The organism is Chryseobacterium sp. FG46 (assembly GCF_057809135.1).
The window spans coordinates 57,622-70,168 of the sequence record NZ_JBMDJJ010000006.1 but is presented as its reverse complement, the minus strand read 5'-3'; the positions used below and the strand labels follow the sequence as shown (position 1 = coordinate 70,168).

Annotated in this window: 13 protein-coding genes; 10 read left to right on the top strand and 3 right to left on the bottom strand. The window is 35.6% G+C overall.

The genetic code is table 11. From position 1 onward, the window contains the following. Window positions 1–158: 158 nt before the first annotated feature. The 4 genes from ACODR7_RS06455 to ACODR7_RS06440 all read left to right on the top strand — a co-directional run bounded on the left by ACODR7_RS06455 (window position 159) and on the right by ACODR7_RS06440 (window position 5,392). Window positions 159–2,732, top strand: a complete 2,574-nt coding sequence (locus ACODR7_RS06455) for a TonB-dependent receptor (RefSeq protein ID WP_488838154.1) — start codon at window positions 159–161, stop codon at window positions 2,730–2,732. 87 nt (window positions 2,733–2,819) lie between these two features. Continuing rightward, complete coding sequence (locus ACODR7_RS06450) at window positions 2,820–3,251, top strand: hypothetical protein (protein ID WP_034691532.1); 432 nt, start codon at window positions 2,820–2,822, stop codon at window positions 3,249–3,251. Between the two features lie 65 nt (window positions 3,252–3,316). After that, a complete protein-coding gene (locus tag ACODR7_RS06445) occupies window positions 3,317–4,339 on the top strand; it encodes an aspartate-semialdehyde dehydrogenase (protein ID WP_488838153.1) in 1,023 nt (340 codons plus the stop codon). 57 nt (window positions 4,340–4,396) lie between these two features. After that, entirely contained in the window at window positions 4,397–5,392 is a 996-nt protein-coding gene (locus ACODR7_RS06440) for a cation diffusion facilitator family transporter (RefSeq protein WP_076596001.1), read from the top strand. A 19-nt stretch (window positions 5,393–5,411) separates the two neighbouring features. On the opposite strand, the gene ACODR7_RS06435 is transcribed toward ACODR7_RS06440, so the two are convergent. Together ACODR7_RS06435 and xrtF are read right to left on the bottom strand one after the other, a co-directional pair. Then, on the bottom strand, window positions 5,412–5,849 hold the full coding sequence (locus ACODR7_RS06435; protein WP_488838152.1) for an exosortase F system-associated membrane protein: 438 nt from the start codon (window positions 5,847–5,849) through the stop codon (window positions 5,412–5,414). Next, on the bottom strand, window positions 5,836–6,366 hold the full coding sequence (xrtF, locus tag ACODR7_RS06430; protein WP_488838151.1) for an exosortase family protein XrtF: 531 nt from the start codon (window positions 6,364–6,366) through the stop codon (window positions 5,836–5,838). The genes ACODR7_RS06435 and xrtF overlap by 14 nt, the downstream gene beginning before the upstream one ends. A gap of 229 nt (window positions 6,367–6,595) precedes the next feature. Between xrtF and ACODR7_RS06425 the strand changes: the two genes are divergently transcribed. The 6 genes from ACODR7_RS06425 to ACODR7_RS06400 all read left to right on the top strand — a co-directional run bounded on the left by ACODR7_RS06425 (window position 6,596) and on the right by ACODR7_RS06400 (window position 11,009). Beyond that, a complete protein-coding gene (locus ACODR7_RS06425; protein WP_488838150.1) occupies window positions 6,596–7,615 on the top strand; it encodes an aminoglycoside phosphotransferase family protein in 1,020 nt (339 codons plus the stop codon). Window positions 7,616–7,689: 74 nt separating this feature from the next. Beyond that, window positions 7,690–8,106, top strand: coding sequence for a RapZ C-terminal domain-containing protein (locus ACODR7_RS06420; RefSeq protein WP_488838149.1), 417 nt, complete (start codon window positions 7,690–7,692; stop codon window positions 8,104–8,106). Between the two features lie 70 nt (window positions 8,107–8,176). Beyond that, window positions 8,177–8,890 (top strand): nucleotidyltransferase family protein, encoded by a 714-nt coding sequence (locus tag ACODR7_RS06415; RefSeq protein ID WP_276967627.1) that lies wholly within the window; start codon window positions 8,177–8,179, stop codon window positions 8,888–8,890. A gap of 8 nt (window positions 8,891–8,898) precedes the next feature. Then, the gene (locus tag ACODR7_RS06410; protein WP_488838148.1) at window positions 8,899–9,651 is read left to right on the top strand and encodes an LOG family protein; all 753 of its coding nucleotides are present in this window, start codon (window positions 8,899–8,901) and stop codon (window positions 9,649–9,651) included. Between the two features lie 58 nt (window positions 9,652–9,709). Next, window positions 9,710–10,180 carry a DUF6702 family protein gene (locus tag ACODR7_RS06405; RefSeq protein ID WP_488838147.1) on the top strand — a complete coding sequence of 157 codons (471 nt, stop codon included), beginning with the start codon at window positions 9,710–9,712 and terminating at the stop codon, window positions 10,178–10,180. Window positions 10,181–10,457: 277 nt separating this feature from the next. Then, on the top strand, window positions 10,458–11,009 hold the full coding sequence (locus tag ACODR7_RS06400) for an inclusion body family protein (protein WP_488838145.1): 552 nt from the start codon (window positions 10,458–10,460) through the stop codon (window positions 11,007–11,009). A gap of 94 nt (window positions 11,010–11,103) precedes the next feature. Here the strand turns inward: ACODR7_RS06400 and ACODR7_RS06395 are convergent, their stop codons facing one another. Then, on the bottom strand, window positions 11,104–12,528 hold the full coding sequence (locus ACODR7_RS06395; RefSeq protein WP_488838144.1) for a DUF5689 domain-containing protein: 1,425 nt from the start codon (window positions 12,526–12,528) through the stop codon (window positions 11,104–11,106). Between the last annotated feature and the right edge of the window lie 19 nt (window positions 12,529–12,547).

The following is a 12,547-nucleotide window of genomic DNA, read 5'->3' as shown; positions in this document are numbered from 1 at the left end:
TGACTTTTTTCATACAAAAGTTCAATTTTTGCTCATATCACTGATTTTTAACCCATTAACATTATTAAGACTGATTAAAAATTAACATTGAGTTAATAATAGTTAAATTTAATTTTGCGAATTTTGCAGAAAATTAAATCTAATTATTACTAACGATTATGAAATTAATCAACAAATCGATGCTATCTGCAGTAATTACTTTATCTACAGCCAGCGTCTATTATGCTCAACAGGTTCAGGACTCTACAAAAATTAAGTCCAATGATATTGAACAAGTTGTATTAACTGGTGTTGCAGATATCGCTAAGGATAGAAAGACTCCAGTAGCAGTTTCAACAATTAAAGAAGCACAGATTGTTGAAAAATTAGGTAACCAGGAGTTTCCTGAGATCCTAAACACAACTCCATCCGTTTATGCTACTAAAGGAGGTGGTGGTTTTGGAGACTCTAAACTAAATATTAGAGGGTTTAACCAAAACAATATTGCCGTAATGGTAAACGGTATGCCCGTAAATGATATGGAAGGAGGATCAGTTTATTGGTCAAACTGGGCAGGATTATCTGATGTAACTTCTGCAATGCAGGTACAGAGAGGACTTGGATCCTCCAAATTAGCAATTGCGTCTGTGGGTGGCACTGTAAATATTCTTACAAGAGCTGCCGACAAAAAACAAGGTGGAATAGTTTCTCTGGGAGTTGGTAACAATGATTATGTAAAATCTCTTTTTGCATACAATACAGGAAAATCTGAAAAAGGATGGTCTTCTTCATTTCTAATGTCCAGAACTGCAGGTTCTATGTATGCGGACGGAACTAAGTTTGAAGGATATAACTATTATTTTGCATTAGGATACAAAAAACCGGGAGGTAATCATGATTTTCAATTTACCATTACTGGGGCACCTCAATGGCATAATCAAAGGTCATATGCTATTGCTATTTCCGATTATATAAAATTCAACCCGGATCACGATGGAACTCCAGACAGAAAATATAACTCAGACTGGGGCTATTTGAATGGAAGACAATATTCTGCAAGAGTAAACTATTATCATAAGCCTGTATTATCCCTAAACTGGGACTGGACACTGAGTGAAAAGTCGAAACTTAACACGGTACTATATGGTTCTTTTGGTAGAGGAGGAGGAACAAACACTACCGGTTCTGCCAATGGAAAAAGCTTAAGTACTTTTAGAGATCAGAATACGGGATTATATAATTTTGATAATGTTGTTGCAGCTAACCAAGCGTCTACACCAGATAAAGGAGTTCTTATCAGAAATGCATCTATTAATTCACACAACTGGTTTGGTTTAATTTCAAGCTTCAACCACACCATCAATGATAACTTTAAGTTCTCTGCGGGTGTTGATGCAAGATACTATTATGGATACCATTATCAGGTAGTAACTGATCTACTAGGTGCGAGCGGATATATTGATAAAAATAACAAAAACATTCCACCTAACTTAGTAACAGCAGTATCTAAACCAGAAGCTAGCTGGAATCCATTTGGCGGAAAAATTGACAATATAAATAATCAAATTGGCTATAGCAATGATGGGGAAGTACTTTGGTATGGAGCTTTCGGCCAGTTCGAATATACAAATGATAAAATCTCTGCGTTCGTTCAAGGGTCTGTATCTAACCAAGGATTCCAAAGAATTGATAACTTTATTGTTGATGGAGTTACAAAATCAAAGAAAGGAGAAATTATGAATACTAAAACAGGTTTCAAAAATCTGTTCGGATACAATATCAAGGCCGGAGTTAATTACAATATTAACGAACAACACAATGTTTTTGGGAATGTTGGATACTATGAAAAACAGCCGTTTTTCAATGCAGTATACAGAAGTAATGAGAACATCGTTTCTCCGGATCTTACAAATGAAAAAATATTTGGTATAGAATTAGGGTACGGTTTCAGATCTGCAAATTTCAATGCTAATGTTAACTTATACAGAACAACTTGGGATGACAGATATCTTAGAAGATCTAACCTAAGAGATCTTATTGCAGGTAAGACGGCTTATGTAGAAATGAATGGACTGAATGAAGTTCACATGGGAGTGGAAGTAGATGCTAACTATAATCTTAATAAAATATTAACCATCAATGGTATGTTCTCTGTTGGAGACTGGTACTATAAAGGAAATGCAACTGCTACTCTTTTTGAAGACAGCACAAACCAGCCACTTAACTTCCCTGGAAGCACAAGTAACGAAGCTACATTATACCTAGATAAAGTAAAAGTTGGTGACGCTGCACAAATGACAGCTGCTTTAGGAGTAACAGTAAAACCTGTTAGAAACCTAAGCTTTGACGCTACATGGAGAAATACAAACAATCTGTATGCTAGTTTAGATGCTTTCAATTTCAGAACTCAAGCTGCTGCTCAAAAAGGTACATTAGAATTACCAAGCTACAATTTGTTTGATTTAGGTCTTTCATATAGAATCAACCTAAACAACAAACAACAGTACTTCACGATTAGAGGTAACGTTTATAACTTATTCGATACAACATACATTGCTGAATCAAATACAAATACTCATGCAAACCTTACAGCACAGGAATATGCTGAAATCAAAGGTGGAACAGTTGCTGGTCTTGCTAAAGAATATGCAGCTTACCAGGCAGCAGGCAATTACAAAGGAATCAGCCAAACTAACCAGGTATTCTTCGGATTCGGAAGAACCTGGGCAGCAACATTATCATTCAACTTCTAATAATATCACAATATTAGATTTTCTCAATATCAATCCCGGCTTTGAGCCGGGATTTTTGTTATCTTTGTGTACAAAAAAAATAGGATTATGGATTTTTACAACATTTTACTTAATGCCCACAAAGGATTCGGGTATCTTGAAATTCTTTTGGTAACATTATTTGTTATCGCACTTTTAGCTACCATGTTCGGTTTCAGCGGAAAAGTGAACAAGTTTTTGAAGAAAACAACTCTTTTCACGATGATTTTCTTTCATGTTCAGTTTTTACTGGGAATCATTATGCTGATCACCACTTTCAGCAAAGGATTAAACATGGGAGAAGTAATGAAAAATGCAGCATTAAGATTCCAATATGTTGAACATCCATTCTCTATGCTTATTGCAGCAGTTTTGATGACCATTGTCAACAAAAAAGTAAAATCCAATGATACTATTTCTTTAGGAGTAGTGATTATGGGATTGATTGCAGTAGGTTTATTTGCATTTGCATTCCCCTGGACAAGAGTCTTCGGGGCTTAAAAAGATAAAAAAATTATATGTGTTATAATCTATAAATAGTTTAATCTTAAATTTTAATTAAATCAATGAAAGTAGCTGTAGTAGGTTCAACAGGAATGGTTGGACAAGTTATGCTTAAAGTTTTGGAGGAGAGAAACTTCCCTGTAACAGAATTAATTCCGGTAGCATCCGAAAGATCTGTAGGCAAGAAGGTGAAGTATAAACAGAAGGAATTTACCATCGTAAGCATGAAGGACGCTATAGCTGCCAAACCGGATATTGCGATCTTCTCTGCAGGTGGTTCTACTTCACTTGAATTCGCTCCTCTATTTGCAGAAGCAGGAACAACAGTAATTGATAATTCTTCCGCATGGAGAATGGATCCTGATAAAAAACTAGTCGTTCCTGAAATTAATGCTGATGTTTTAACAAAAGAAGATAAAATCATCGCAAATCCGAATTGTTCTACCATCCAATTGGTAATGGTTCTTGGACCTTTGAACAAAAAATATGATTTAAAAAGAGTAATCGTTTCTACCTACCAGTCTGTAACAGGAACAGGTAAAGCAGCTGTGGATCAGCTTAATGGTGAAATTGAAAATTCAGTGAACAAAGAGAGCCAAAACAGCGGTGATGATTCTACTGAAAAAGTATATCCTTATCAGATCTTCAAAAATGCATTACCACATTGTGATGTATTTGCTGATGATGATTACACCAAAGAAGAGATCAAACTGATGAAGGAGCCTAAGAAAATTTTAGGAGATGACACCTTCAACCTAACAGCAACTGCTGTAAGAGTTCCGGTTCAGGGAGGGCATTCTGAAAGTGTAAACATTGAATTCGAAAATGAATTCGAACTGGATGAAGTAAGAAAAATCTTATCTGAAACTCCTGGTGTTATTGTAATGGATGATGTAAAAAACAACCACTACCCGATGCCGCTGTACTCAGAAGGAAAAGACGAAGTTTTTGTTGGAAGAATCAGAAGGGATCTGTCACAGCCTAAAACGCTCAACCTCTGGATTGTTGCAGACAATCTGAGGAAAGGAGCAGCAACAAACGCTGTACAAATTGCAGAATACCTTGTAGCAAACAACTTAGTATAAACTAACAAAATAAAAAAGAGTCTCAACATTGAGATTCTTTTTTTTATCAAACTCTATATGAATACCCACAAAGAAAAAATAGGATTCCAGAAACTTATTGCCGTATTTGGAGTTATTCTTTTTATCGGAAAGATTATTGCCTGGAAACTTACCAATTCTGATGCTGTATTTTCCGATGCCATGGAAAGTATCGTTAATGTTATCAGTGCATTCATGGGATTATATTCTCTCCACCTTGCCGCCAAACCTAAAGATGAAGATCATCCTTACGGTCATGGAAAGGTAGAGTTCGTGACTTCCGGTATTGAAGGTGCACTTATCGCTATTGCCGGCGTGATGATCATTTATGAAGGAATCCATAGTCTTATTGTAGGAAAAACGCTAAGTAAAATTGATCTTGGGATATGGATTATTGCAGCCACTGCAGTTGTTAATTATCTGCTGGGATATATCTCTATAAAAAAAGGAGAAAGAGAGAATTCTCTGGTTCTTATTTCGTCCGGCAAACACCTTCAGTCAGATACTATTACAACCCTTGGAGTAGTGGCCAGTTTAATCATTGTTTATTTCACTAAAATCTATTGGCTGGATTCCGTAGTAGCATTAAGTTTTGGACTTTACATCATATTTGTAGGCTATAAAATAGTCCGAAAATCTTTAAGCGGTATTATGGATGAACAGGATCCTGAAATACTCAATCAGGTCATTAGAATCCTTGAGGAAAACAGACATGTAGAATGGATTGATATACATAATATGAAAATCCAGCAATTCGGATCTTCTCTTCACATTGATGCTCATATTACGCTTCCCTGGTATTATGATCTTCGCGATGCCCATGGCGAAATGGAAAAAGTCATTATTCTTCTTGCAGAAAATATTAAACGTACTATTGAGTTTAATTTTCATATGGACGACTGTAAACCTATTTCGTGTCCGGTATGTCAGATCAAAGATTGTCCTGTCCGTGAAAAAGATTTCATCAAACGTGTAGAATGGACTCCGGAAAATGTTACCAGTGTGGATAAACATACAATCATTGAAGGAGAATAAGCAAATCGCTTTTAATTTCTCAGCTTTCTTTACTGATCACCTGTTTTCTATAATAGAACATCGGAACAATCAAGAGTATAATTAACGGCTGAATCACAAATCTTCTCATATAAAAAGAAAAAAGATATCCTATTTCAAATTTGCTGTGAATACAGTAAAGGTAAATCGGAAATGTAATGGAAAATACAACAATCATCAACACTACTCCCTGTATAGTCCAGTCTTTATTTCTAAATAAACCGTAAATAATCAGGCAGGAAAAAAAAAGATTTAAAATAAATCTGAACACATGTCCGGCAATCAGTTTTCCCCATTCAAAGGCAGGGAATTCAATATTTTTATTCGCTTCATGAAAATAACCTAGGAAAGGATCATAAAAAAGGGTATCCTCCAGAACTCTTATACCTATCAAACCGCAGATTCCTGCGATAACCAACACCCAGCTAAGAATTTTCATGTTTTAAAGCAAAAAATTTAATCCAGATCAACCAAAGTACAACAACACTTCCATAAATAATAGCAGGGAAAATAAAATCGTGAAACATCTTTCCATATTCCTTATAGTCGGACATCACGATATTTAACCCTACAATTCTTAAAAGATTTATAATGTATAATAATACTAATCCTGCTCCTGCAAAAACAAAGGTTTTCACTCCTTTATAGAAGGCAAAAACAAAAGACACAAATAAAATGATGACAGAAACGGCATTGCATCCTTCCACCATTCTCGTCACATAATTTTGTTTTACATAAAACCAAACCTGTTCATTCTTTACATCATTATAAAGTTCTGTAGGGTATCCTGTCGCATTTTGGAGAGACATTACCTGATTGGCGATCATCCTTGAAAAAGCATCCAATCCAGAGTCTTTACCGCTGTTCAGGTAGAACTGATAGGCAAAAAGCAATACCAGGTAGATAACAATAAAACGCAATAAAATACCTAAAACAGGCTTAAAGTCTTTCAGCATAGTGCAAAGATAAAAATTAGCCTGTAATATACTGAATTTGAATAAAGAAAGTTAAAACCCAAAAAGTAAATTTTACAATTTTGAGGTATAATGCTGAAAATTTTTCACAAAAACATTTAATAAAACCAAAATCATACATTTCAATTATCATACACTTCAACCCCAATCGATCGGTTCTTTAAACTATGATTTCCAACTCATGTTAATTTAGTATATTTGTTTCCATATTATGACTTCTGAAAACGCAAAACGATTTTTTGAAAACCATTTAGGTGAAAAATCTTCCGAATTCGTCACATTAGCTCAAAGCGGCTCTGCGAGGGTAAATTTTCTGGCCACTGCAGGTACCGGGAAATACATTATCACGTACAATGAAAATATCCCGGAAAACGAAAGTTTTCTTTACTATTCCCAAGTATTTTCAGAACTAAATCTTAATACTCCTTACATTTTTGCTGTTTCAGATGACAGGAAAATGTACATCCAGGAATTTTTAGGACAGCATACTCTTTCTGAGGTGATTACCAAAGAGCAGCGGTCTCCCACTATAAGACATTTGGTACGGCAAACCTTAGAAAAGCTTTTCCAGATGCAGATGCAGACACAGGGAAAAATTGATTTTTCAAAAACCTTTGAATACGAAAGTTATGATGAACTTCCCGTGATTCATGATCTTTACTATTTTAAAAATTTCGTTGCCGATTTTCTGGAACTTGAATACAACAAATCTACCCTTCTGAAAGAATTCAAAAGAATTGCAGCTTTTATTGAAAATATTGAACCTAAAGGAATTATGATCCGTGATTTCCAGGCAAGAAATATCATGGTGAATGAAAAGAATGAAGTCTCTTTCATCGATTATCAATCGGCCATGAAAGGACCATTAATGTATGATGTCATATCTTTTCTTTTTCAGGCTAAGGCCAATTTCCCGGAAGATTTCAAACAGGAAATGCTGGATTTTTATATTGAGCAATTTGAAAATCCTGAAACGAAGACTCAGCTAAGAAATGCAGTGATGCCTATTCAAATGATGAGATTTTTACAGGTTTTAGGAGCCTACGGATTCCGGGGCCTGATTCAGAGGAAACAACATTTCCTGGGTAGCCTGGAAAAAGGAATCCAGAATATTATACAGTTTTCAAATTCCTGGGACTCAATGAAGGATTACCCCGAACTTAAAAAAGTAATTCAGCAGTTAACGTCTGATAAGGCAAAACAAAAAATTGAGGAAATATTAAATAACTAAGTCTTCGACTCCGCTCAGACTGACAAACACTTCAACATCACTAAATAAGCCTTAATGGTTTAAAAATAAAAAATATGCTACACATCGAGATACACAGTTTTTCATACAAAAAAGGAGGAATACCTAAAGACCACTCAGGAAATGGCGGAGGTTTCGCTTTTGACTGCCGTGGAATTTTAAATCCGGGAAGAATTGAAGAATATAAAATCCAGACCGGAAATGACATAGGAGTTCAGGAATACCTGGAAACAAAAACGGAAATGCCAAAGTTTTTAGAACTGGTAAAATCTCTTGTTTCCATCAATATCGATGATTACCTTGCAAGAGGTTTTGAACATCTTCAGATCAATTTCGGATGCACAGGCGGGCAACACAGATCAGTATATTCCGCTATAAAAATTGCAGAATTTATCAGAGAAAAATATCCTGAAGGAACTACAGTGACCCTTCAACACGATGAACAACCCCAACTGAACATGAGTAATCAGTAATGAATAATAAGTAATTTTCTTATTACACTTATATATTACTCATTACCAATCACTCATTACTTATAAAATTATGAAAGCTCTAATTTTTGCAGCAGGGAAAGGCACCAGATTGAAACCCTTTACAGATCATCACCCAAAAGCATTGGCAAAGGTAAATGAGGTTCCGCTTCTGGAAAGAAATATCAAATATCTGAAAAGTTTCGGAATCACTGATTTTGTTATTAATATTCACCATTTTGGAGATCAGATTGTCGATTTTTTGAATAAAAACAGTAATTTCGGATGTAAGATTGATATCTCTGATGAAACCAACGAACTTCTGGAAACAGGGGGCGGCTTGATATTTGCAAGAAAATTTCTTGATCACGGAGAAGATTTTTTAATCATGAACGCTGATATTCTAACAGACTTGAATATCAATGCACTGGTAGACTACCACAAAAAGATAAAAGATTTTGCTACTTTAGCGGTTTCGGACAGAGAAAGTTCGAGAAAACTCCTTTTCAATGATGATATGGTTTTGAGAGGCTGGCTGAATGTACAAACCGGAGAACAAAGGCTTGCAGAATTCAATAAAGGATTCAGACCCCTTGCATTCAGTGGAATTCATTGTATCAATCCTGTCATCTTTGAAAAAATAAAAAGAACAGGCAAATTCTCTGTTATGGAAGAATATCTGGATCTGATGCAGACCGAACATATACATGGTTTTGTACATGACAGTATTCTTATTGACGTTGGAAGACCCTCGTCCGTAATAGAGGCCGAAAAACATTTTAAATAAATTTTACAATGGAAATTGATGGAATCAGGGATGAAAGTTTAGTAAATCCAGAACTTGACATAAATGAAACAAAACTGCACAACAGTTTCAGACAGAAAACCTGGGACGAAACAATCACCAAAGACAGCTGGATGGTCTTTAAGGTCATGGCTGAATTTGTAGACGGTTATGAAAAACTGGCTAAGATTGGCCCGTGTGTTTCTATATTTGGTTCTGCCCGACTGAAGCCGGAGAACAAATACTATGAAATGGCAGTAGATATTGCTGAAAAAATCACCAAGCTAGGTTTCGGAATTATTACAGGCGGCGGTCCGGGCATCATGGAGGCAGGAAATAAAGGAGCATTCAATGCCAAAGGGAAATCTATAGGACTTAATATTGATCTCCCTTTTGAACAACATTTTAACCCCTATATCAATAAATCCTATTCCATGAATTTTGATTACTTTTTCGTGAGAAAAGTAATGTTTGTAAAATACTCTCAGGGTTTTGTAGTAATGCCCGGAGGATTTGGAACATTGGATGAGCTGACTGAAGCGATGACCCTGATTCAAACCAATAAGATTGGAAGATTCCCAATCGTTTTGGTAGGAAGTGAATTCTGGGGAGGATTACTGGATTGGTTTAAGGCAACGCTGTTAAAAGAAGGAATGATTGCGGAAGATGATCTTGATCTTTATCGTGTGGTAGATACTGCTGACGAGGCTGTAGTGCATATTAAAGCCTTCTATGATAAATATTCTGTGAATGTAAATTTTTAATTGGCATATTATTTGTGACTTATAACAAACAGCTATGATTGTAAATCTATTAATTAAGATGAAAAAACTTTTATATATATCAGGAATTTTAACATTTTTTGTGTTAATGAGTTTTATGTATGCAGACTTTTTCTCTTCAATGACCAAAGTTGACTATATTGATGGAAGCAAGACATTGAAGTTTACCACAAAAATGAATACAAGCCATATCTCTGATGCTATTAAAATAAACCCTAATACGGCAGGATTTGAAGCGGAGGTAAAAAAATATGTGAACAATAATTTTGATGTATTTGTCAATGGGTCTCCTAAAACGATTACCTTCACAGGAAGTCAGGTCAGCGGAGAAACTGTATGGGTGTATTTTGAAACCGGAGGCGTTTCGGACATCAGCACCTTAAAGATTAAAAATACGATCCTTTTAAGCGCTTTTCCTAAGCAGATCAATCTGGTAAACATTGCTTATAAAGGCAGCCAGAAAACAATGAACTTCCAAAGAGGAAAAGAAGTAAACGAGGTCTCTTTTTAAACGAAAATTAGATTTAACCATTATAAAATGGGTACCCTGGAAAGTTGAACTTTTCAGGGTATTTTTTATCCCAAGCAAAATAATCACACAAAAGAGACTAATTAAGTACAAATACCTAATCTCAAATTTCAGCATTTTCACTCTAACATTTTCACTTTCACCCATGTACATTTGTATTGTAATTACAACCAACAATGTGAAGCCGGAATCACTTAAATAACGGGGCGGAATCTGAAAAGCCATATGAGTAAGAAAACACCAGACAAAACTAAATATCATGGAAGATATAGAACTAAAATCGTCCAGTCAGGAAATTGATGTCCTGATCGTTATAGACACGGATTATGTAAGAAATACTTATAAAAGCCCAAGTACAGATCCTAATAATCCTACAGGAATTGATCATAACAGCCAGCATATGATTGTTTCGAATGCCAATGCTATTTCCGGGCAAGGTACAGCCGATCTGAACTTCAGTGCAAGAGCCGGAGACACCGTTTCTTTCAGAGGAACTTCAATCTATCAAAACTCTGATGATGCTATCATCATCTACAATATTAAATACTGGTCCGGAGATCAGGTTTTTAACAGCTTTATCTACAATTCTGTTGAAAGAAGGCAAGCTGCGGTACCTAATTTGAATTCTCAAAACGGTCTTCCTGCTGCCAGCGCTGATATTACTTTTGCAAGTATCGACTCTAAAGTAAAAGCTACAGGAACAGAGAATTTCTATGTACAGTTTGGACTTTATATTTTAGATCCGAATGACAGTAACAAACAGATTCTATACGGTTACTTTTACTGGGATCCAACAATTACGGTTAAATAAACGCAGATAAAACCTCGTATAAATAAAAATCGGGCAGCTTTTCAAGCTGCCCGATTTTTATAAAGTGTATCAGAATATATTTTATCCTAATAAATTACTCAATTTTGATATTATCAATCTGAAGATCATACACACCATCCTTCCCTGTTTTGAGGGCAAACATAGTTTTTCCAGCGGTAGTATTAAGATCGGTAAGACCTGTAAGGGTAAGCTCAATCAGTCTCCATTGTCCGTTCGTGTTGATAGATCCGTTATAGGAATTCGTACTTTCCGGGCTTAAAGTAGCCCCAGTAGAGAATGTTGCTAAATTAAATGTATAGAAAGCAGATGTATTAGGCGCTAATGGTGTTGCTCTATATACATTGAAAGATAGTGATTTTCCTGATGCAGTCCCTTTGATATACATTGTAATTCTCTTCGGAGCTGCCGGTATTCCTGACGCAGCATTCGCTGTAAATACATAATCATTATTGCCAGGTGTACCTTTAATCTGAAGGGAGTTTGTATCATTATATCCCAAACCAATACCTTGAGATGCATAAGAGATAAGCCCAAAGCTATTTAAACTTGATAGAAAAGACCCCCAATTTTCAAAATCAGAGCTAGGGAAAAGATTGACAGCATTAGCAGATGGAAGTTCCGGCTGACCTGGAGTAAATCTGGCATTCGGGAAGTTAATATCATTAAGATCTCTTATATAAGCCTGATCTGTGAAAACCGTTGCGTTATTTGAGCTTGTAAAACGACTCAGAAGAAGAACGATATCACCACTTTTTTCATATTTAGGAGAGATCGGAGATTTCGCAAAAGTTGAATAGTTGCTGAAACGAAGATCTAATCTACCTGCTTTTTTATCCGTAATATAACGATCACCTGTTGCAGATTCGTCAGCAAAATTTTTGGTCAGTTCAGGCTCTTCAAACTGAACATTTTTAATTTTTACAAGCTGATTGATATGAGCACCGTTTTTCAAAGCATCAGAGATAGAGTTGAACTCTAATGGCTTCATTGCAGCTACTACAGGCTTTTGTCCGTCGCAAACTCTGGCCATATAATTAGATACTTTATTAGGGTTGATTCTACCGATAGGATAGTTAGGATCATAAGAACCTACTTTAATGTTTCCATTAACTCCCTGAACGATCAATCCTTTCAGGTTGATTCTTACTAAAGCTCCAATAGGATAATCAAGATACTGATTTCCCCCATCGATATCAATTTCAATCCCTTGTGTCGGGTTTTCAGGTTTATCCTGAAGGAACATCATTTTGTAAAGATTTGAAGACTCATCACTTGAAGAGACATAAGCTTCTACGATGAAATCTTCCTTAATGATATCGGCTTCACCTGGTTTTGCCTTTGCAATAGTTACAATTTCTGATAACTGGTGATTAGCTGCAGCAAATTTGTTGGTACATTTGATTTCTGGCACCTCATAATCATCAGTTTTCACACAAGACGAGAATGCCAGCATTGAAATAGCACTAAAGATCGCCGCTTTAAAATATATATTTTTCATTGTTTTCGATTTTTAATTT

Coding starts and splice junctions, on each gene's coding strand:
- ACODR7_RS06455 (WP_488838154.1), top strand. CDS start 159: ATGAAATTAATCAACAAATCGATGCTATCTGCAGTAATTACTTTATCT.
- ACODR7_RS06440 (WP_076596001.1), top strand. CDS start 4,397: ATGAATACCCACAAAGAAAAAATAGGATTCCAGAAACTTATTGCCGTA.
- ACODR7_RS06395 (WP_488838144.1), bottom strand. CDS start 12,528: ATGAAAAATATATATTTTAAAGCGGCGATCTTTAGTGCTATTTCAATG.
- xrtF (WP_488838151.1), bottom strand. CDS start 6,366: ATGCTGAAAGACTTTAAGCCTGTTTTAGGTATTTTATTGCGTTTTATT.
- ACODR7_RS06400 (WP_488838145.1), top strand. CDS start 10,458: ATGGAAGATATAGAACTAAAATCGTCCAGTCAGGAAATTGATGTCCTG.
- ACODR7_RS06435 (WP_488838152.1), bottom strand. CDS start 5,849: ATGAAAATTCTTAGCTGGGTGTTGGTTATCGCAGGAATCTGCGGTTTG.
- ACODR7_RS06450 (WP_034691532.1), top strand. CDS start 2,820: ATGGATTTTTACAACATTTTACTTAATGCCCACAAAGGATTCGGGTAT.
- ACODR7_RS06410 (WP_488838148.1), top strand. CDS start 8,899: ATGGAAATTGATGGAATCAGGGATGAAAGTTTAGTAAATCCAGAACTT.
- ACODR7_RS06405 (WP_488838147.1), top strand. CDS start 9,710: ATGAAAAAACTTTTATATATATCAGGAATTTTAACATTTTTTGTGTTA.
- ACODR7_RS06445 (WP_488838153.1), top strand. CDS start 3,317: ATGAAAGTAGCTGTAGTAGGTTCAACAGGAATGGTTGGACAAGTTATG.
- ACODR7_RS06420 (WP_488838149.1), top strand. CDS start 7,690: ATGCTACACATCGAGATACACAGTTTTTCATACAAAAAAGGAGGAATA.
- ACODR7_RS06415 (WP_276967627.1), top strand. CDS start 8,177: ATGAAAGCTCTAATTTTTGCAGCAGGGAAAGGCACCAGATTGAAACCC.
- ACODR7_RS06425 (WP_488838150.1), top strand. CDS start 6,596: ATGACTTCTGAAAACGCAAAACGATTTTTTGAAAACCATTTAGGTGAA.